Here is a 17,807-nt window from a genome sequence, read left to right on the forward strand (position 1 = left end):
GGCGCCGCCCGGCATGGTGCCGGGCGGCTCAGCCCTTGAACGCCGAGGCGAGCCCGTACTGCCACAACTGGTCGACACGGGCCCGCTCCCGGGCGTCCGGCTGCGCGTTCTGGCAGGACGTGCCGGGGCCGCCGCCCGACATCAGCTCGCTGCACGGACCGCTGTAGTGGTCCGGCAGGCCCAGCACGTGCCCGGTCTCGTGGGCCGTCACCCGGGTCGAGTTGTAGAGCTGGTTCTGCCGGTAGTCGAGGAAGATGTAGCCGTTGCCGTGCCCGTCCGTGCTCGCGTACGAACCGCGCGAGTCATTGCCCTCGTAGTACCGGAAGTCCGGGTTGCTGCCCTCCACCAGCCGGACGTTCACCACCGAGCTGTTCCATATCTGGGTGGAGCGCGCGATCTGGGTGCGGAAGCTCGGCGCGTTGGCGGCGCTGTAGACGACGGTGACGGCGGTGGCGCCGGGGGTGGCGGCCCGCTTCTTCGCCACCGACTTCACGACGGCCTCGAAGAACGCGCGGTTCGCCTGCGCCTCCTCGGCCGAACCGGCGTACGCCACGGTGGCTTCGGCGCGGGCCACGGCGCCGGTCCCGGCGGACGCGGGCGCCGCGCCGAGGGTGGCGGCGAGACCGAGGCCGAGGGTGGCGGCCAGGGCGGCGGTGAGGACCTTGGGGTGTCGCATGGGGGGCTCCTCCTGTAGGGGTCGGAGAGAGTGTCGGGGGAGCCGGGGCGCGTGGGGATGATGTCACCTGGCGATAGCCCCACCGCATCACCCCTCCGCGAGACCCTCCGCATCCTCCTCGCGCCCCTCCAACTCCCTTGGGAAACAAGGCGAACGGCCCCGTCCGGATGTCTGGTGTGCCACCCGGGCGCCCCCCTACCCTCGGGGCATGGAACTGGAGGTGAGACACCTGCGCGCGCTCTGCGCCATCGCGGACACGGGCAGCCTGCACAAGGCGGCACGCCAACTCGGCATGAGCCAGCCCTCGTTGACCACCCAGCTCCGCCGCATCGAGAACTCGATCGGCGCCCCCCTCTTCTCCCGCGGCCGCACCGGCTGCCTGCCGACGCCCCTCGGCCGCAGCGTGCTCAGCCGGGCCCGCCCCCTGGTCGCCGACATGGCCGCCCTCGTCACCGAGACCCGGGCCGCGGCCACCCGCGCCGGCGGGCCGTCCCTGCGGGTCGGCTCCACCGCCAGCAGGGCGCTCCCCGGCTGGCTGCGCCGCCTGCGCCGACGGCTCCCCGGCACGGACGTCGGGCTGCGCGTGGACGTCTCCGCCCACGCCCTGCTGCGCACGGTCGCCGACGGGCAGCTCGACGTGGCGTTCGTCCACGAGGTGGAGGGCTGCCCCTTACGGGTCCCGGACGGCCTCCAGGAGCGCGTCCTCGTCGCCCGCGAACCGCAGTTCATCTCCCTGGCCCGTCACCACCCGGCCGCGGCCCGCGCCGTCGTGGACCTCGCCGACCTCGCCCGCGACCACTGGATGGTCGACCCCACCGTGGACGGCGAATGGGACGGCCTGCGCCGGGTCCTCGACGCGGCGGGCATCGACCCGCCCGTCCTCCACGGCGACTACCTCACCGCCGCCTCGCTCGTCGCCCTCGGCGAGGCCGTCGCCCCCTGCCAGCCGACCTCCGGCCCGCGGGACGACATGGCCATCCGCCCCCTGCGCGGCGACCCCCTCGCCGTACGGCTCCTGCTGTACGCCCGCCAGGGAGCGCCCCTGGACCGCCTCTACGCGGACCTGGCCGACGCCTACCGCGAGGCGGCCCTGCGCGCGGCCCCGTACCGCGCCTGGCTCCGGAGCCGCGGCCTGGCGGTGCCGTGCATCATGACCCCATGACCACCCCCGAGCCCCCCACCCGCGCCGCCTCCACCGGCACCGATGCGGCCCGCGCCGCCTCCGCCCGCGTCCGTCACGCCCACCCCGAGGACCTGCCGCGCGTCGCCGAACTGGCCGCCGAGCACGCCGCGTACGAGAAGGCGGCGCCCCCGGCACCCGGACTCGCCGCCCGCCTGGAAGCCCTTCTCTTCGGCCCCGCGCCCACGCGCCTGCGCTGCCTGGTCGCCGAGCTCCCCGACGGCCGCCTGGTGGGCTACGCAACCTGCGCCCCCGAACTCTCCACCTGGGACGCCGCCGAGTACCTCCACATGGACTGCCTCTATCTGACCGACCCGGCCCGCGGCCACGGCCTCGGCCCCCTCCTCATGGCCGCGGTCCGCGAGGAGGCCCGGGCACTCGGCCTCACCGAGATCCAGTGGCAGACGCCCACCTGGAACGAGGGCGCCATCCGCTTCTACGACCGCCTGGGCGCCACCTCCAAGGAAAAGCGCCGCTTCAGCCTGCCGTCCCGCCCCGCTCCCCACTGACCGGCCCCGCCCGGCGATCCCGGAAACGGCAACGGCCCGCCCCGGGGTGACCGGGCGGGCCGTGCCGTCGTCCTCAGTCCTGCCGTGGGGCAGGGGGAGAGGGAAGCCTGGGTCAGGCCTTCTTCGTCTCCCAGAAGATGCGGTCGATCTCGGCGATGAGCTCCAGCGCCTTCTCGCCCGTCTTCGGGTCCGTCGACGCCTTGGCGGCCGACAGGGCCTTCAGGGTGTCGTTCACCAGCTGGTTGAGCTCGGGGTACTTCTCGAAGTGCGGGGCCTTGAAGTAGTCGCTCCAGAGCACCGAGACGTGGTGCTTGGCGAGCTCGGCGCGCTGCTCCTTGATGACCGTGGCGCGGGCCCGGAAGTGCGGGTCCTCGTTGGCCTGGTACTTCTCCTGGACAGCCTTGACCGACTCGGCCTCGATGCGGGCCTGGGCGGGGTCGTACACGCCGCAGGGGAGGTCGCAGTGGGCGCTGACCTTGACCTTGGGGGCAAACAGGCGGGAGAGCATTGAGCCGTCCTTCCTCGTGATCGTCTTCTCAAGTGGGAGATTACTCGGTGAGAAGGGTGTTTTCGCGAGCGCCCCCTGGGGCTTAGGCCAAAAGTCCAGGGTCACCATGGGACTCGTGTACGAGTGGACGAAGGGCCGGGAGGTGCCGGAGATGACGGACGCGCGGCGGGCGCGGGTGGCGGAGGGCGGGGCGCCGTTCGGGATCGCCGAGGTGACGGGGGTGTCGATGGTGCCCACGCTGCTGCACGGCGACCGGCTGCTGGTGCACTACGGGGCGCGGCTGCGGGCCGGTTGTGTGGCCGTGCTGCGGCATCCGTTGCAGCAGGACCTGCTCATCGTGAAGCGGCTGGTGGAGCGGCGGGACGGCGGCTGGTGGGTGCTGGGGGACAATCCGGACGCCGAGGGGGACAGCCGGGTCTTCGGGGCCGTACCGCCCGAGCTGGTGCTGGGGCGGGTGCGGGCGCGGTACCGGCCGGTGACGCCCGGGCGTCAGCGGTCGGCCGGGGTGGTGCTCTCCTGGCTGGTCTCGGCCGTCAGGCCCGTGTGGTCCGTCCGCTCGGCCTCCTGGCGCTTGCGGGCGCGGTAGGCGGCGACGTTGGCGCGGGTGGCGCAGCGGTCGGAGCAGTAGCGGCGCGAGCGGTTGGTGGAGGTGTCGAGGTAGGCGTTGCGGCAGGGCGGCGCCTGGCAGAGGCCCAGCCGGTCCGCGCCGTACTCCGTCAGGTGGAAGGCGAGGCCCATCGCCGAGATGGCGGCGTAGCCGGCGGTGGCGTTGGAGGCGTGGTCGGCGAGGTGCATGTGCCAGCGGGGGCGGCCCTCGTCGTCGAGGGTGTCGTGGCCGGAGATCTGGGGGCTGACGGGGAACTCAAGGAGGAGCGAGTTCAGCAGGTCGACGGCGGTGGTGTGGTCGCCCTCGTCGGCGGCGGCGAAGACCGCGCGCAGCCGCGCCCGGACCGAGCGGAAGCGGCTCAGGTCGGCATCGGTCACCCGGCGGGCCATCTGGGAGGCGGAGCCGAAGAGTTCCCTGATCACCTCGACGGAGGTGAGGGAGTCCTTCTTGCGGGCAGGCTCCTCGGTGTTGACCAGACGCACGGCGTAATCCGAGTAATGGGCCAGTTCCACTTGTAGTCCTTACGGCGGCGGGCTAGGGTCGGGCGCGAGGGGGGTAACGGCTGTTCTCCCCCCGAGGGTATTACGAAGAGGGGTAGGTGCACGGCGTTGTACGGAACCGACTGGGCGGCCTGGCAGGAGAGCTGGGACCGTCAGCAGGAGTGGTACATGCCGGACCGCGAGGAGCGGTTCCGCGTGATGCTCGACATGGTCGAGGCGCTCGTCGGACCGAAGCCCCGCGTCCTCGACCTCGCCTGCGGTACGGGAAGTATCACGGACCGGCTCCTCAAGCGGTTCCCGGAGGCCACGAGCACCGGCGTCGACCTCGACCCGGCGCTCCTCGCGATCGCCCGCGGCACCTTCGCGGACGACGAGCGCGTCAGCTTCGTGGCGGCCGACCTCAAGGACCCCGCCTGGCCGGCGCTGCTGCCCCACGACTCGTACGACGCCGTGCTCACGGCCACCGCCCTCCACTGGCTGCACAGCGAACCCCTCGCGGCCCTCTACGGGCAGCTCGGCGGGCTCGTCCGGGAGGGCGGCGTCTTCATGAACGCCGACCACATGATCGACGAGACCACCCCCAGGATCAACGCGGCCGAGCGGGCGCAGCGGCACCTCCGCATGGACCGCGGGAAGGCGGAGGGGGTCCTCGACTGGGCCGACTGGTGGGACCTCGCCGCCAAGGACCCGGTCCTCGCCGAGCCGACCGCCCGCCGCTTCGAGATCTACGGCGAGCACGCCGACGGCGACACGCCCTCGCCGCGCTGGCACGCGGAGACCCTGCGGGCGGCGGGCTTCGGGGAGGCCAGGGCCGTCTGGGCGTCGCCCTCCGACACGCTCCTGCTCGCCGTGAAGTAACCCGGCCCGCCGGTCGTCCGCACGACGCGCGAAGGGGCGGTACGGGCCCGTGCCCGTACCGCCCCTTCCATACGTCCTACAGCACCTTCGAGAGGAACGCCTTCGTCCGGTCGTGCTGCGGGTTGGTGAGGACCTCCCGCGGGTTGCCGGACTCGACGACCACGCCGCCGTCCATGAAGACCAGCGAGTCGCCGACCTCCCGGGCGAAGCCCATCTCGTGCGTCACGACGATCATCGTCATGCCCGACTCGGCCAGGTCGCGCATGACGTCGAGGACGTCGCCGACCAGCTCCGGGTCGAGGGCCGACGTCGGCTCGTCGAAGAGCATCAGCTTCGGCTCCATCGCCAGCGCGCGGGCGATGGCGACGCGCTGCTGCTGGCCGCCGGAGAGCTGCGAGGGGTAGTTCCCCATCTTGTCCCGCAGGCCGACCCGGTCGAGCAGGCGCTCGGCGCGCTCGCGGGCCACGGCCTTCGACTCGCCCTTCACCTGGATCGGCGCCTCCATGACGTTGCCGAGGGCCGTCATGTGGGGGAAGAGGTTGAAGCGCTGGAAGACCATGCCGATGTCCCGGCGCTGGACCGCGACCTCGCTGTCCTTCAGCTCGTAGAGCTTGTCGCCCTTCTGTCGGTAGCCGACCAGCTCGCCGTCGACCGAGAGCCGGCCGCCGTCGATCCGCTCCAGGTGGTTGATGCACCGGAGGAAGGTGGACTTGCCGGAGCCGGACGGGCCGACGAGGCAGAAGACCTCGCCGTTCTGGACCTCGAGGTCGATGCCGCGGAGGATGTGTGCGGCGCCGTACGACTTGTGGACGCCCTCCGCCTTGACCATGGGCTGGCCGGTCATGCCGTTGCCTCCGGGGAACGCTTGAACGTGGTGAGGTTCGTCTTGACCCGCTGCCACGGGGTGGGCGGCAGGTTGCGGGTCGAACCGCGGGCGAAACGGCGCTCCAGGTAGTACTGGCCGACGCTGAAGACGCTGGTCAGGGCCAGGTACCAGAAGGAGGCGACGAAGAGCATCTCCATCACGGCGCCGGCCGTGACGCCGATGTTCGAGGAGGCCCGGAGGAGCTCGGAGTACTGCACGGCCGAGACCAGGGAGGAGGTCTTCAGCATGTTGATGAACTCGTTGCCGGTCGGCGGGACGATCACGCGCATCGCCTGCGGGAGCACGATCCGGCCCATCGTCTTCGTCTGGGACATGCCCAGCGCGTGCGCCGCCTCGGTCTGGCCCTCGTCGACCGACTGGATGCCGGCGCGGACGATCTCCGCCATGTAGGCGCCCTCGTTGAGGCCGAGGCCGAGCAGGGCCACCATGAACGGCGTCATGACGTCCACGGTCTCGTTCTTGTAGATCGGTCCCAGGTCGATGTACTGGAAGATCAGCGACAGGTTGAACCAGACGAGCAGCTGGACGTAGACCGGCGTGCCGCGGAAGAACCAGATGTAGAGCCAGGCGACGGCGCCGGTGACCGGGTTCTTCGAGAGCCGCATGACGGCGAAGAGGATGCCGAGCACGAGGCCGAGCGCCATGGCGGCGACGCTGATGACGATCGTGTTCCACAGACCGCTCAGGACCGAGGTGTCGAACAGCTTGTCCCACACCGTGTCCCAGATGATGTTGCCCTGGGAGAAGGCGTAGAGAAGCCATGCGAGGAGGGCCACGACCACGACGGCGCTGACCCAGCGGCCGTAGTGGCGTACGGGGATCGCCTTGATCGCCTCGTACGGGTTGCCCGAGGGGCCGGACCCGGCCGGAGCGGCGGCCGAGTCCTTGCTGATCTTGTCAGTCATCACGACTGCCCTTCAGTGGTACGAGGAGAGGTCACTTGCCGGCGTTGATCGTGGCCGACTTGACCGCGCTGTCCTCGACGTCCCACTTCTTCAGGACCTCGGCGTAGGTGCCGTCCTTGATGATCGCGTCGAGGGCTTCCTTGACGGCGTCGCGGAGCTGGGTGTTCTCCTTGGAGACGCCGATGCCGAAGAGGCCGACGTCGCTCTGGCTGCCGACGACCTCGAAGTCGTTGCCGCCGCCCGAGGTCTTCGCGATGTACGCGGCGACCGGGTAGTCGTTCAGGTCGGCGACCGCGCCGCCGGCCTTCACGCGGGTCTGGGCCTCGGCGTCCGTGTCGAAGGCCTGGATGGTGAGCTTCTTGGCGCCGCACTTGGCGGCCTGGGCCTTGAAGGTGTCCTCGTAGATCGTGCCGCGCTGGACGGCGACGGTCTTGCCGCAGAGGTCGTCGAGGGAGTTGACGCCCTGCGGGTTGCCCTTCTTGACGAGCAGCGAGACGCCGGAGCTGAAGTAGTCGACGAAGTCGATGCCCTTGCCGATCTTCTTGCCGTTGTCGTCCAGGCCTTCCTGACGCTTCTTGTTGTCCGTCATCGAGGACATGATCAGGTCCTGGCGGCCGGTGTAGATCGAGGTGATCAGACCGTCGAAGGTGCCCGAGACGAACTCGAACTTCACGCCGAGCTGCTTGCCGAGCGCGGCGGCGATGTCGGGGTCCACACCGACGATCTTGCCGCCCTCGGTGAACTCCATCGGGGCGTACGAGGCGTCGGTGCCGACCTTGATGACGCCGGCCTTCTGGATGTCGGCGGGCAGCTTCGAGAACAGCGGGGCGGAGTTGGCGGGGGTGCCGCTCTCCTTGGTCGAGCCGCCCTCCGTCTGGTCGCCACAGGCGGTCAGCAGCATGGAGCCGGCGACCGCGATGGCGGCGACCGCGGCAAGACGGGACGTGCGGGTCTTGGCGACGGTCGTGCAGCGCGCGGAGCGTGCGGTCATGGTCGGGTTCCTCCGGCTTGTGAGGGAGTTGCCAAAGATCGCGTACGCATCTTCGAGTGTCGCGACCTCGTGTGATTACGGCATCTTGCCATTCGGACCGACTCAAACCGACGGCCACGGATGTCAAAATCGGGTAACGGGTGACCCCCGAAACCCGACAGGCCGGTACATCAGGGCAGGATCTTCTTCGGAATCACTTCCCCGCCACCGCAAGATCTGCGGTTGATCTCGCCATTCGGACGAGCGGAACGCGGCCATTCGGGCGCTCCGTGGATCTGTCAGGACATCGATTGACGTGTCGTCCTCCGTCCGAGTCCGCACGCACTGCGTATGAGTCGTGTCACCGAGCGGTTATGGACTCGTCTGCGGTGCCGTCCGTCCGGTAAGAAGGATCCTTACACCCCTCATCCGGGGCTCAGGGCGCGTTGTGCGGCGTGCCCGCGCGGCTGCCAGACACGGCGGCCGCGGGACCCACCCACCCCTCCTCAACCGGGAGCGGCAACCCTCAATGAAGCAGACTTAAGGGGTCAACCCAATGGCAGCGGAGATCGTCAACCCTCACAGCGAGACCGGGACGGAAGGGGCTCCCGAGGAGCCCTTCGATCCTGCCTTCGCCCTCCACCGGGGCGGCAAGATGGCCATTCAGGCCACCGTTCCCCTCCGGGACAAGGACGACCTTTCCCTCGCGTACACGCCCGGCGTCGCCAAGGTGTGCACCGCTATCGCCGAGCAGCCCGAGCTGGTCCACGACTACACCTGGAAGTCCCAGGTCGTCGCGGTCGTCACCGACGGCACGGCCGTCCTCGGCCTCGGCGACATCGGCCCGGAGGCCTCCCTCCCGGTCATGGAGGGGAAGGCCATCCTCTTCAAGCAGTTCGGCGGCGTCGACGCGGTCCCGATCGCGCTCGCGACCACGGACACCGATGAGATCGTCGAGACCGTCGTCCGGCTCGCCCCGTCCTTCGGAGGGGTGAACCTGGAGGACATCTCGGCCCCGCGGTGCTTCGAGATCGAGCGCAAGCTCCAGGAGCGCCTCGACATCCCGGTCTTCCACGACGACCAGCACGGCACCGCCATCGTCACCCTGGCCGCCCTGCGGAACGCGGCGAAGCTGACCGGCCGGACCCTCGGCGACCTGCGCGCGGTCATCTCCGGCGCCGGCGCGGCCGGGGTCGCGATCGCCAAGTTCCTCCTGGAGGCCGGGCTCGGCGACGTCGCCGTCGCCGACCGCAAGGGCATCGTCAGCCGTGACCGCGAGGACCTCACGGACGTCAAGCGCGAGATCGCCGAGCTCACGAACAAGGCGGGCCTCAGCGGCTCCCTGGAGACCGCCCTGGCGGGCGCCGACGTGTTCATCGGCGTCTCCGGCGGCACGGTCCCCGAGGCGGCCGTCGCGGCCATGGCCCCGAACGCCTTCGTGTTCGCCATGGCCAACCCGAACCCGGAGGTCCACCCCGACGTCGCGCACAAGTACGCGGCCGTCGTGGCGACCGGGCGTTCGGACTACCCGAACCAGATCAACAACGTCCTCGCGTTCCCCGGCATCTTCGCCGGTGCGCTCCAGGTCCGGGCCTCCCGGATCACCGAGGGCATGAAGATCGCCGCGGCCAACGCGATCGCGGACGTCGTCGGCGACGAGCTGTCCGCCGACTGCGTGATCCCGTCGCCGTTCGACGAGCGGGTCGCCCCGGCCGTCGCGGCCGCGGTCGCCGCCGCCGCCCGCGCGGAGGGTGTGGCGCGCCGCTGACGCGCCCGAAGCACCGCGAGGGGCCCCGCCCGGCCGCACGGCCCGGGCGGGGCCCCTCGCGTGTGCGGGGGTTTGCGGGTACGAGGGGCGGGGGCGCCGCGCCGGTGGCGGTGGGCGTACGGGGCGGAGGCGCGGGGCCCGGTGCGGCGGTACGTGGACGGGGGCGGGCGCGGAGCCGGTGTGGCGGTAGGTGGACGGCGGCGGGGCGCCGGGTGGGTGGGGCGCGCGTCACAGTGAGGTGTGGTTCCGTCACCGGCCCGCGGGCCCCTAGGGTCGGGGCCATGTTCGCTGCCTATGCCGCCCGAATCGACCGCGACCAGCCCCTGAACGGACTCGAGCTCGGCGAACGCCCCGAGCCCGAGGCGCGTCCCGGCTGGACCACCGTCACCGTCAAGGCCGCCTCGCTGAACCACCACGACCTGTGGTCGCTGCGCGGGGTCGGACTGCCCGAGGAGAAGCTGCCGATGATCCTCGGCTGCGACGCGGCGGGGATCGACGAGGACGGCAACGAGGTCGTGCTGCACTCCGTCATCGGCCAGTCGGGTCACGGCGTCGGGCCGAAGGAGCCCCGCTCGATCCTCACCGAGCACTACCAGGGCACCTTCGCCGAGCGCGTGACCGTCCCGTCCTGGAACGTGCTGCGCAAGCCCAAGGAGCTCTCCTTCGAGGAGGCCGCCTGCCTGCCGACCGCCTGGCTCACCGCGTACCGCATGCTCTTCACCAACGCCGGGGTCCGCCCCGGGGACTCGGTCCTCGTCCAGGGGGCGGGCGGCGGCGTGGCCACCGCCGCGATCGCCCTCGGCCGGGCGGCCGGCCTGCGGGTCTATGCCACGAGCCGCGACGAGGCCAAGCGCAAGCGGGCCGTGGAGCTGGGCGCCGTGGAGGCGTTCGAGCCGGGCGCGCGGCTGCCCCGGCGGGTGGACGCCGTCATTGAGACCGTCGGCGCCGCGACCTGGTCGCACTCGGTGAAGTCCCTGCGGCCCGGCGGCACGCTCGTCATCTCGGGCGCCACGAGCGGCGACCGGCCCTCGCACGCCGAGCTGACCCGGATCTTCTTCCTGGAGCTGAAGGTCGTCGGCTCGACGATGGGCTCCAAGGACGAGCTGGAGGACCTGCTCTCCTTCTGCGCGACCACCGGGCTGCGGCCGGTCATCGACGAGGTGCTGCCGCTGGACCGGGCGCGCGAGGGCTTCGAGAAGATGGCCTCCGGCGAACTCTTCGGGAAGATCGTCCTGAAGACCACCTGACCCACCTCTTGATGACGCATCAGAAGTACTGATGGGATCTCCGGCACGCGAAACGTGAACATCGCTCACCTCGTCGTGCCGGAGGTCTTCCTTGTTGCGAACCACCCTCGCGGCGGCCGCGGTCGCCGCCGCGCTGCTCGCCCCGAACGCCGCCGTCGCCCGCGCGGAGAGCGGCGGCGACGCGATACCCGCCCTCACCGACGCGCGGGGCCGCACGCTCACCCTGCGCGGCTGGAACGTCGAGGACAAGGCCCACCGCGGCGACGCGGCCCTCACCGCGATCACCGAGAAGCACTTCCGTGACATGCGGGCCAGGGGCTTCAACTTCGCACGCCTCCTCGTCTTCTGGGACGACCTCGAACCGGAGCCCGGCCGCTACAGCCAGGAGTACCTGCGGAAGATTGGCCGGATCCTCGACTGGGCCGAGAAGCACGAGGTCATGGTGGTCATCGACGCCCACCAGGACGTGTTCGGCCCCGCCTTCGGCCACCGGGGCGTCCCCGCCTGGGCGACCAGGACCGACGGCCTGCCCTTCACCCCCCGGCCCGACGACTGGTTCTCCGAGTACTTCGAGCCCGCCGTGCAGCGCGCCTTCACCCACCTCTACGAGGACGAGGACCTCCGGCGCGCCCAGGCCCGCATGTGGCGGGTGCTCGCCGAGCGCTTCGACGACCACCCGGCGGTCCTCGGCTACGACCTGATCAACGAGCCCATGGGTGAACTGCGGGAGGGCGAGGACCTCGCCACCGCGGCCCGCCGCATCGAACGGGACCAGCTGACCCCGATGTACAACCGGCTGGCCGACGCCGTCCGCGCGGCCGACCGGGACGCCTGGGTCTTCGTCGAGCCCACCCCGATCGTCGGCGAGGGGGTGCCCACGGGGCTCGGCCGGATCGACGACCCGAAGGTGGTCTACGCCCCGCACTTCTACAACACCGGCATGGAGGCGGGCGCCGACTACGACCCGGCCGCCGGCTGGATCGAGAGCTACGAGCGGGCCGTCACCCAGTACCCGAAGGAGTACGGGGTGCCCGTGGTGGTGGGGGAGTGGGGTCCTCTGAACAACTCCCTTCCGAACATGAACCGCTTCTACCGCGAGGCGATGGCCTCGCTGGGCCGCTACGGCTCCGGCTGGGCCGGGTACGTGTGGTGCTACGGCGGCGGCTACTGCGCGGTCGACGGCTCGGGCGCCTTCCGTACGAACAAGGAGCTCACCGCCGAGCCGTACGCGGAGGCGGTCGCGGGCACGGTCCGCTCCGCCGCGTACGACTCCGGCGCTGGCGTCTACCGCCTCGTGTACGACTCCGCGGGCCGGCGCGGTCCCCGGGTCACCGAGCTCTCCCTGCCGCCCGGCTCCTGGCGCGTGACCGCCCGGGGCCCCGCCCTCGTCCTCCGCGACGGCCCGGGCTCCGCCCGCGTCCTCGCCGCCCCCGGCGCCCGCGTGACGGTCACGGTGACCCGGGGGTAGGGCGCGTGCGGGCGGCCGGGCCGCGGACGGGGCGGGCGTACGGCCTCAGTCTCTGGCGCGGGGGCGCAGCAGGCCGGTGATGTGGCCCGCCGCCGCGGCGAGGTGGCGGCGGGTCTCGGCCAGCTGGTCCTCCGTGACCCCGTGGTCCCGGGCCGCGTCGCGGATCTCGTCGCGGAAGCGGTCGAGGAGGCGGTCGAGGTCACGGGCCGGGTCGCCCGAGCCCTCACCGGGGCGCGCCCACTCCGGAGCCTCCGGGCCGGTCTCCGCGAACGGGTCTTCGGCCGGGGAGGCCTTGGGGTGGGTCGTGCCGGCCACGAGACCGCCCAGCTGGGCCGTGATGTCGGACAGGCCCTCCCAGACGCCCTTGGGCCAGTCGCCCCGCGCGAAGCGGTCCTGCACCTGCTCCTGGACCTGCTGGGCGATCCGCTGGAACTCGCTCGCCTGCCGTCGCGCGGACTGGGCCTCGGCGCGGGCCTGCCGGGCCTGCTCCTTCCACTCCTGCTTGGCCCTGCGCAGCTCCTCCTTGGCGTCGGCGAACGGCGAGCCCTCCGCCGTCCGGGTCCGGTTCGCCGCCGCGCGCATCTCGCTGCGCACCCGGCCGGCCGCGCCCCGCACGTCCTCACGGATCTCCGCCGCGAGCTCCGAGACCGACTCGCGGATCTCCCGCTCCAGGTCGTCCAGTTCGGCGTCGCGGCCGGCCAGCTCGGCGCGGCCCGCGTCGGTGATCGAGTAGACCTTGCGGCCGCCCTCGCTGGCGTGGGTGACGAGCCCCTCGGCCTCCAGCTTGGCGAGGCGCGGATAGACCGTGCCGGCCGAGGGGGCGTAGAGCCCCTGGAAGCGCTCCTCCAGGAGCCTGATCACCTCGTAACCGTGGCGGGGGGCTTCGTCGAGCAGCTTGAGGAGGTAGAGCCGGAGGCGGCCGTGGGCGAAGACGGGCGGCATCTCAGAGCACCTTTCCGGTCGCGGAGGTGGGGGGCGTGGGGGTGGAGGAGGCGGTGTCCTCGTCCGGCTCGGGCCGGCGGAGCAGGGCGATGGAACCGGAGAGCGTGGTCGCCTTCAGGGTGCCCCGGCCGGAGCCGAGGGTGCCCGTGACGGACTTGGCGCCCCACTGTCCGCCCACCCGCAGGTCCTCGAAGGCGTTCGACACGGAGCCGCTCGTCGTGGTCGCCTCGACCCGGGCGTCGGCCGGATGGGGCAGCCGGACGGCGACCTCGCCGGAGACGCTGGTGAGCCGGATGTCCGCAGGGGGGCCGCCCCGCTCGCCCGGGTCGAGGTCGATGACCATGTCCCCGCTGACGGTGTCGGCCCTCACCGAGGCCGACGCGCCCTCGATGACGGTGACGTCCCCCGTCACCGAGTTGATCCGCAGCTCGCCCGTCACGGACTGGGCCGCGAGATTGCCCGAGACGCTCTCGGCGCGGACCGGGCCGGAGAGGCCGACGAGGGTGGTGTCGCCGGTGACGCCGCGCACCTCCGTACGCCCGCGGATGCCGGAGACGACCGCCTCCGCACCGATCACGCCCACCTCGACGTCGACCCCGGCGGGGACGGCGACGGAGACGACGGCGCGGCGGCGGTGGCCCTTGGGGTCGAGCCACTTGAGGAGGCCCTTCCAGTGCAGGTCCTCGTAGCTCACGGTCAGCGTCGAGCCCTCCTGCGACACGATCAGCGGCGGGCCCTCGATCTCGGAGATCTCCACGCGGGCGGAACTCTCGTCCGTCCCCACCACGTTCACCGCGCCGTTGACGACGCGGACCCGCAGGCGCGTCACGGGATCGGCCGGAGCCAGCTTCACCGGCTCGGTGACGGACCACTCTGTCATGGTGCTGACCTCCCGCTTGGACAACGCAACACAACGCAACATATCGCGACTCTCGAGAGACACGATATATCGCGGGATGGCGAAGTCAACCCTGACTCTTCCCTGACAGGGCTCCCCCGATCTGCCTCGAAACGGGACAAACTGACCTAGCGTAGGGCCCATGAACGCGACACCCGGACCGAGCCCCGCAGGGGCGTTGCTGCTCTGTCGTGCCGAACTCCCCGCGGTCCGGCCGCCGGCCCGGCTCCTCGGGGAACGGCTGCTCCTCGCCCCGGCGGGACCCGACTGGAGCGTCCTCGTACCCGAGGGAAGACCCTGGCTCGACGGCGGCGAGCCCGTCGAACGGGTCGTCACCGGCTGGGCCACCGCCCTCGCCGTCTCCGCAGCCACCTGGCCCGTCCTCGCCCTGTGGTGGGACGGCGACCGGGCCGGGATCACCCTCGCCGCCGGCTTCCGCCGCACCGTCGGCTACACCTGGCTCGCGGACGGCACCCCCGTCGGCGAGGACGAGGCCCTGCGCACCTTCGCCGACCGGCTCGGCCTCGACCCGGTCCTCGACGTCCAGGCCCTGGAGCCGCTCGCCGCGCCCGACCCCGACGCCGACGGCCGCGCCCGGCTCCTCGGCGTCGTCGCCGTCCTCGCCCGCACCGGCCTCGCCCTGCCCGCCGGGCTCGCCCCCGGCGGCCCCCCCGACCGGCTCCGTACCGCCGCCCTCGCCCAGGGCGCCGAGGAACTGGAGGGCGCGGGCCGGCGCGACGCCGTACGCGCCGAACTCGACGTGGTGAAACACGGACCCCTCGGCCCGTACCTGCGCGGCCCGAAGGCGCGCGCCCTGGCCGCGGCGCAGCTGGCGGCGGGGGTCCCGCTCCTCGCCTGGGGCCTCGGCCGCCGCAGTGGCGGCTGGGCCACGGCGGGCGCCCTGCTCCTGGCCCACGGCCTCCTCGGCCTCGTCTACGACCGCCTGCGCGAGGACGCCTGACGGGCCGCCGGAGCGGGGTGTTCACACGGGTACGCAGCGGCCCCCGTCACCCCCAAGGGGTGCGGGGGCGCCGACGGTGCGTCCCGCTCGTACCGGGCGGGCCTACGCGTCGTCCTCGTCCTCGTCGTCCAGACGGGCCAGCCAGGTCGCGAGGCGCTCGACCGGCACCTCGAAGTCGGGGTTGAGGTCGACGAACGTCCGCAGCTGCTCGGCGAGCCACTCGAAGGTGACCTCCTCCTCGCCGCGCCGCTTCTCCAGTTCCTCGATGCCACGGTCGGTGAAGTACATGCGATCAGGATAGGCCGTTCCCTTCCGGGCGCTGCCCGTCCCCTGTCGCCCGTCAGTCCCACCGATTAGCCTTCTGGATCCAACATCGCTTCGGGGAGCGGGGGGCCGCTGTGGCACAGGGGATCGCGCGCATTCGGCTGGACGACGGCACGCCCGTGTGGGCCAGGATCAGCGAACCGGAGGAGCTCGGCAGAGGCGGCGGGTTCCAGGACACCGGCGTCCGCGACCGGGTCGTGTCGATGGCCGGCGGGCTCACGGACGTGGTGCGCGGGGTCGTCGGCTCGCTGCGGGCCGGGCTCGACCCGCAGGCCCCCGTCGAGGTCGCCGTCAGCTTCGGGATCGAGCTCTCCGCCCAGTCGGGCAAGGTGATCGGGGTCCTCGCGGACGGGGCGGGCAAGGCGTCCGTCAACGTCACCCTGACCTGGACCGAACCCGGCCCCCGGGAACCCGCGCAGGACGCCGCCCCGGCTGCCGAGGCCACCGCGGCCTCCGCCGCCGCAGCCGCCGAGGCCGCCGCGCCCGCCGACGGCCCCGACATCGGTCCGCAGCGGCGCCCGGTGGCCGACGGGACGGCATGAGCGCCTTCGACGCTCTCGTGCGCCCCGCACTCGTACGCATCGCCGCGCCCGGCGACGGGTATGACCCGCACGGCGACCGGTACTGGGGCACCGGCTTCTTCATCGCCCCCGGCTGGGTGCTGACCTGCGCCCATGTCGTGGCCGAGGGGGGAAGCGCGGTGTGGAGGAGCGAACCGGCCGTCGGCATCACCTGGGACGACGGCACGACGGCGCGCGAGGCCGTCGGCACGGTCGTGCTCGCCCTGCCGCGCCCCGAGGGGACCGACGACCGCACCGGCTTCTGGGGCTTCCCCGACGTCGCGCTCGTCCGCGTGCCCGGCACCCGAACGGCCTCCTGCGTACGGCTCGCCGAGCGCCCCTTCGTACCGCCCGGCGACGTGAGCCTGCACGGCTGGTCACGGGAGACCGGGGAGCTCGACGTCCGGCAGGTCCACGGCAAGCTCATCGGGCGGAGCGGACAGGCGTACGTCACGGACGACGTCATGCCCGTCGAGGGCTGCTCCGGCGGGCCCGTCGTCGACCTCGCCCAGGGAGCCGTCATCGGCGTCAGCAAGGGGCGCGGACGCGACGGCGGCGCCGTCGTGCCCGTCACCGCCCTGCGCCGCCTCCACGACCTGCCCGGCGGGGAGGCGATGGGCGAGGCGCTGCGCGCCCACGACCGCCACCACCTCGCGCGCTACCGCTCCCTCGACGACCGGCCCGACTGGACCCGCGTCCAGCGGCGGTTCGCCGCCGTCGCCGGGACGGAGGGCGTGAGCCCCGGGACGCGCACCCACCTCTACGGCAGGCTCGCCGAACTCCCCGCGCCCACCGCGCCCGGCGAGGTCATGGACCTCGTCGACCAGGTCAAGGCGTGGATCCGCGACGACGACCTGCCCGACGCCCTGGAGCACGACCCCCGGACGTGGAGCGAGGGCGCGGGGCTCCTGCGCGGACTGCGCGCCGCCGGCCAGGAGCACTCCCGCACGCTCGACCTGGACGCCCTCCTCCTGTACGCGGCCCACGTCGTCCGGCACGTCTCCGCGCGGTACGGCGAGCGCGCCGACACGGCCGGGCTCTCCCGCTGGATCGTCGACGAGTCGGGCGACGCCGACCGCCATCTGCGCCGCGCGATCGACCGGCTCCTCAGTCCGGGCCGGCACGCCGGCGCCACCGTGCGCGAACCCCGGGCGCGCGCCGACGTCCTCCTGGAGATCGACACCCCGCGCTGGGGCAACCTCTACCCGTGGCGGGTCAAGCTCCTCCTGAACGGCACCACGGTCAGCCCGCTGCACGACGACGACCGGGGCGTCGAGCGCGCCCGGCTCAAGGAGACCCTGCGCGAACCGCTCGCGGACGCCCTGCGGCGCGGCGACAGCGGCCCCCACCTGGCCGCCGTCGAGGCCGTGCTGCCCCGCGAGCTGTTCGACGAACCGCTCGACACCTGGCAGGTCGAGGCCCCGCTCGACCCCGACGACCCCTGGGCGGCCACGCTCGGCCAGCGCCGGATCGTGGTCGTCCGCGACGCCCGCCGCCACGACAGGGAGCCCGCGCCCGAGTGGCGCGAGCGCTGGGAGGCCGCGGTGAACGGGCCGTTGCGCGTGGCGCCGCTGCGCGCCGAGGTGCCCGGCGCGGGCGCGGACGCCCACACCGCGCGTGTGCGCCGGGAGACCTGGGCGGCGGCCTACGACCGGCTCCGCGAGGTCGAGGGCGGGACCGTCCCCGTCTACTGCGGCCACGTCGGCAGCGGGGACGGGCTGATGGCGATGAACGCGGCGCTCGCCGCCGGGCACCCGCTCGCCCTCTGGCGGACCGGCGCGCACGACCACGACGACTGCCTGGAACTCCACGAGCGGGCCGAGGAGCTGCTGAAGAAGGCCCTGACGGCGGAGGGGCTGCGCAACCCCGTCCGCTCCCTGCGCACCCGGGCGCAGGACCGTGCGGCGGGGCCGGAGACGCGGGCCGCCTACGCCTGGGCCGAGTCCATCGCCCTCCTGTACGACCCGCCCGACCGGCCGCCGCACGGCGGGCGCCTCGAAGTCCCGCCCCTGCTCGGCGAGGGGGACCTGTGAGGCGGCC

Annotated in this window: 19 protein-coding genes; 10 read left to right on the forward strand and 9 right to left on the reverse strand. The window is 72.7% G+C overall.

Translation table 11 applies throughout. The features are described from left to right. Positions 1–28: 28 nt before the first annotated feature. Entirely contained in the window at positions 29–676 is a 648-nt protein-coding gene (gene snpA / locus ACWDVG_RS07550; protein ID WP_451697099.1) for a snapalysin, read from the reverse strand. A 208-nt stretch (positions 677–884) separates the two neighbouring features. Here snpA and ACWDVG_RS07555 point away from each other — a divergent pair, with 208 nt between their 5' ends. Beyond that, the gene (locus ACWDVG_RS07555) at positions 885–1,838 is read left to right on the forward strand and encodes a LysR family transcriptional regulator (protein ID WP_451697101.1); all 954 of its coding nucleotides are present in this window, start codon (positions 885–887) and stop codon (positions 1,836–1,838) included. After that, positions 1,835–2,365, forward strand: coding sequence for an N-acetyltransferase family protein (locus ACWDVG_RS07560; protein WP_451697103.1), 531 nt, complete (start codon positions 1,835–1,837; stop codon positions 2,363–2,365). Before ACWDVG_RS07555 ends, ACWDVG_RS07560 begins: the two co-directional genes overlap by 4 nt. Positions 2,366–2,477: 112 nt before the next feature. On the opposite strand, the gene sodN is transcribed toward ACWDVG_RS07560, so the two are convergent. Continuing rightward, positions 2,478–2,873, reverse strand: a complete 396-nt coding sequence (sodN, locus tag ACWDVG_RS07565) for a superoxide dismutase, Ni (RefSeq protein WP_030207400.1) — start codon at positions 2,871–2,873, stop codon at positions 2,478–2,480. A gap of 151 nt (positions 2,874–3,024) precedes the next feature. Here sodN and sodX point away from each other — a divergent pair, with 151 nt between their 5' ends. Beyond that, positions 3,025–3,459 (forward strand): nickel-type superoxide dismutase maturation protease, encoded by a 435-nt coding sequence (gene sodX, locus ACWDVG_RS07570; protein ID WP_451697414.1) that lies wholly within the window; start codon positions 3,025–3,027, stop codon positions 3,457–3,459. Here the strand turns inward: sodX and ACWDVG_RS07575 are convergent. After that, the gene (locus ACWDVG_RS07575; RefSeq protein WP_451697105.1) at positions 3,363–3,992 is read right to left on the reverse strand and encodes a CGNR zinc finger domain-containing protein; all 630 of its coding nucleotides are present in this window, start codon (positions 3,990–3,992) and stop codon (positions 3,363–3,365) included. The two genes, sodX and ACWDVG_RS07575, sit on opposite strands and share 97 nt — an antisense overlap. A 156-nt stretch (positions 3,993–4,148) precedes the next feature. Here ACWDVG_RS07575 and ACWDVG_RS07580 point away from each other — a divergent pair, with 156 nt between their 5' ends. Further along, positions 4,149–4,838 carry a class I SAM-dependent methyltransferase gene (locus ACWDVG_RS07580; protein WP_451697415.1) on the forward strand — a complete coding sequence of 230 codons (690 nt, stop codon included), beginning with the start codon at positions 4,149–4,151 and terminating at the stop codon, positions 4,836–4,838. A 76-nt stretch (positions 4,839–4,914) separates the two neighbouring features. Here ACWDVG_RS07580 and ACWDVG_RS07585 read toward each other — a convergent pair whose 3' ends face one another. From ACWDVG_RS07585 to ACWDVG_RS07595, 3 genes are read right to left on the reverse strand one after another with little or no spacing between them, the layout of a single operon-like run. Further along, positions 4,915–5,682, reverse strand: a complete 768-nt coding sequence (locus ACWDVG_RS07585; RefSeq protein WP_451697107.1) for an amino acid ABC transporter ATP-binding protein — start codon at positions 5,680–5,682, stop codon at positions 4,915–4,917. Next, the gene (locus ACWDVG_RS07590; protein WP_451697109.1) at positions 5,679–6,629 is read right to left on the reverse strand and encodes an amino acid ABC transporter permease; all 951 of its coding nucleotides are present in this window, start codon (positions 6,627–6,629) and stop codon (positions 5,679–5,681) included. The genes ACWDVG_RS07585 and ACWDVG_RS07590 overlap by 4 nt, the downstream gene beginning before the upstream one ends. Positions 6,630–6,660: 31 nt before the next feature. Next, positions 6,661–7,620 (reverse strand): ABC transporter substrate-binding protein, encoded by a 960-nt coding sequence (locus tag ACWDVG_RS07595; protein WP_451697110.1) that lies wholly within the window; start codon positions 7,618–7,620, stop codon positions 6,661–6,663. 535 nt (positions 7,621–8,155) lie between these two features. Here ACWDVG_RS07595 and ACWDVG_RS07600 point away from each other — a divergent pair. The 3 genes from ACWDVG_RS07600 to ACWDVG_RS07610 all read left to right on the forward strand — a co-directional run bounded on the left by ACWDVG_RS07600 (position 8,156) and on the right by ACWDVG_RS07610 (position 12,082). Beyond that, the gene (locus tag ACWDVG_RS07600) at positions 8,156–9,367 is read left to right on the forward strand and encodes an NAD(P)-dependent malic enzyme (RefSeq protein WP_451697111.1); all 1,212 of its coding nucleotides are present in this window, start codon (positions 8,156–8,158) and stop codon (positions 9,365–9,367) included. A gap of 281 nt (positions 9,368–9,648) precedes the next feature. Continuing rightward, entirely contained in the window at positions 9,649–10,614 is a 966-nt protein-coding gene (locus ACWDVG_RS07605) for a zinc-binding dehydrogenase (protein ID WP_451697113.1), read from the forward strand. Positions 10,615–10,705: 91 nt separating this feature from the next. Beyond that, positions 10,706–12,082 (forward strand): cellulase family glycosylhydrolase, encoded by a 1,377-nt coding sequence (locus tag ACWDVG_RS07610; protein ID WP_451697114.1) that lies wholly within the window; start codon positions 10,706–10,708, stop codon positions 12,080–12,082. 45 nt (positions 12,083–12,127) lie between these two features. On the opposite strand, the gene ACWDVG_RS07615 is transcribed toward ACWDVG_RS07610, so the two are convergent. Then, positions 12,128–13,024: a helix-turn-helix transcriptional regulator gene (locus tag ACWDVG_RS07615; RefSeq protein ID WP_451697116.1), complete on the reverse strand. Its 897-nt coding sequence runs from the start codon at positions 13,022–13,024 to the stop codon at positions 12,128–12,130. Position 13,025: 1 nt separating this feature from the next. Next, the gene (locus ACWDVG_RS07620) at positions 13,026–13,904 is read right to left on the reverse strand and encodes a DUF4097 family beta strand repeat-containing protein (protein WP_451697118.1); all 879 of its coding nucleotides are present in this window, start codon (positions 13,902–13,904) and stop codon (positions 13,026–13,028) included. 160 nt (positions 13,905–14,064) lie between these two features. Between ACWDVG_RS07620 and ACWDVG_RS07625 the strand changes: the two genes are divergently transcribed. Beyond that, positions 14,065–14,883: a hypothetical protein gene (locus ACWDVG_RS07625; protein WP_451697120.1), complete on the forward strand. Its 819-nt coding sequence runs from the start codon at positions 14,065–14,067 to the stop codon at positions 14,881–14,883. A gap of 102 nt (positions 14,884–14,985) precedes the next feature. On the opposite strand, the gene ACWDVG_RS07630 is transcribed toward ACWDVG_RS07625, so the two are convergent. Beyond that, the gene (locus tag ACWDVG_RS07630) at positions 14,986–15,171 is read right to left on the reverse strand and encodes a DUF6104 family protein (RefSeq protein ID WP_037620917.1); all 186 of its coding nucleotides are present in this window, start codon (positions 15,169–15,171) and stop codon (positions 14,986–14,988) included. A 110-nt stretch (positions 15,172–15,281) separates the two neighbouring features. On the opposite strand from ACWDVG_RS07630, the gene ACWDVG_RS07635 reads away from it, so the two are divergent. Together ACWDVG_RS07635 and ACWDVG_RS07640 are read left to right on the forward strand one after the other, a co-directional pair. Then, positions 15,282–15,749, forward strand: coding sequence for a CU044_2847 family protein (locus ACWDVG_RS07635; protein WP_451697122.1), 468 nt, complete (start codon positions 15,282–15,284; stop codon positions 15,747–15,749). Further along, complete coding sequence (locus ACWDVG_RS07640) at positions 15,746–17,800, forward strand: VMAP-C domain-containing protein (protein WP_451697124.1); 2,055 nt, start codon at positions 15,746–15,748, stop codon at positions 17,798–17,800. Before ACWDVG_RS07635 ends, ACWDVG_RS07640 begins: the two co-directional genes overlap by 4 nt. Positions 17,801–17,807 lie beyond the last annotated feature (7 nt).

This window comes from Streptomyces sp. NPDC003327, assembly GCF_053589515.1.

Excerpts from the sequence above, each read along its gene's own strand:
- ACWDVG_RS07640 (WP_451697124.1), top strand. The coding sequence starts at position 15,746 with ATGAGCGCCTTCGACGCTCTCGTGCGCCCCGCACTCGTACGCATCGCC.
- sodN (WP_030207400.1), bottom strand. The coding sequence starts at position 2,873 with ATGCTCTCCCGCCTGTTTGCCCCCAAGGTCAAGGTCAGCGCCCACTGC.
- snpA (WP_451697099.1), bottom strand. The coding sequence starts at position 676 with ATGCGACACCCCAAGGTCCTCACCGCCGCCCTGGCCGCCACCCTCGGC.
- ACWDVG_RS07590 (WP_451697109.1), bottom strand. The coding sequence starts at position 6,629 with ATGACTGACAAGATCAGCAAGGACTCGGCCGCCGCTCCGGCCGGGTCC.
- ACWDVG_RS07600 (WP_451697111.1), top strand. The coding sequence starts at position 8,156 with ATGGCAGCGGAGATCGTCAACCCTCACAGCGAGACCGGGACGGAAGGG.
- ACWDVG_RS07620 (WP_451697118.1), bottom strand. The coding sequence starts at position 13,904 with ATGACAGAGTGGTCCGTCACCGAGCCGGTGAAGCTGGCTCCGGCCGAT.
- ACWDVG_RS07585 (WP_451697107.1), bottom strand. The coding sequence starts at position 5,682 with ATGACCGGCCAGCCCATGGTCAAGGCGGAGGGCGTCCACAAGTCGTAC.
- ACWDVG_RS07615 (WP_451697116.1), bottom strand. The coding sequence starts at position 13,024 with ATGCCGCCCGTCTTCGCCCACGGCCGCCTCCGGCTCTACCTCCTCAAG.
- ACWDVG_RS07605 (WP_451697113.1), top strand. The coding sequence starts at position 9,649 with ATGTTCGCTGCCTATGCCGCCCGAATCGACCGCGACCAGCCCCTGAAC.
- sodX (WP_451697414.1), top strand. The coding sequence starts at position 3,025 with ATGACGGACGCGCGGCGGGCGCGGGTGGCGGAGGGCGGGGCGCCGTTC.
- ACWDVG_RS07555 (WP_451697101.1), top strand. The coding sequence starts at position 885 with ATGGAACTGGAGGTGAGACACCTGCGCGCGCTCTGCGCCATCGCGGAC.
- ACWDVG_RS07595 (WP_451697110.1), bottom strand. The coding sequence starts at position 7,620 with ATGACCGCACGCTCCGCGCGCTGCACGACCGTCGCCAAGACCCGCACG.
- ACWDVG_RS07580 (WP_451697415.1), top strand. The coding sequence starts at position 4,149 with ATGCCGGACCGCGAGGAGCGGTTCCGCGTGATGCTCGACATGGTCGAG.
- ACWDVG_RS07625 (WP_451697120.1), top strand. The coding sequence starts at position 14,065 with ATGAACGCGACACCCGGACCGAGCCCCGCAGGGGCGTTGCTGCTCTGT.
- ACWDVG_RS07560 (WP_451697103.1), top strand. The coding sequence starts at position 1,835 with ATGACCACCCCCGAGCCCCCCACCCGCGCCGCCTCCACCGGCACCGAT.
- ACWDVG_RS07630 (WP_037620917.1), bottom strand. The coding sequence starts at position 15,171 with ATGTACTTCACCGACCGTGGCATCGAGGAACTGGAGAAGCGGCGCGGC.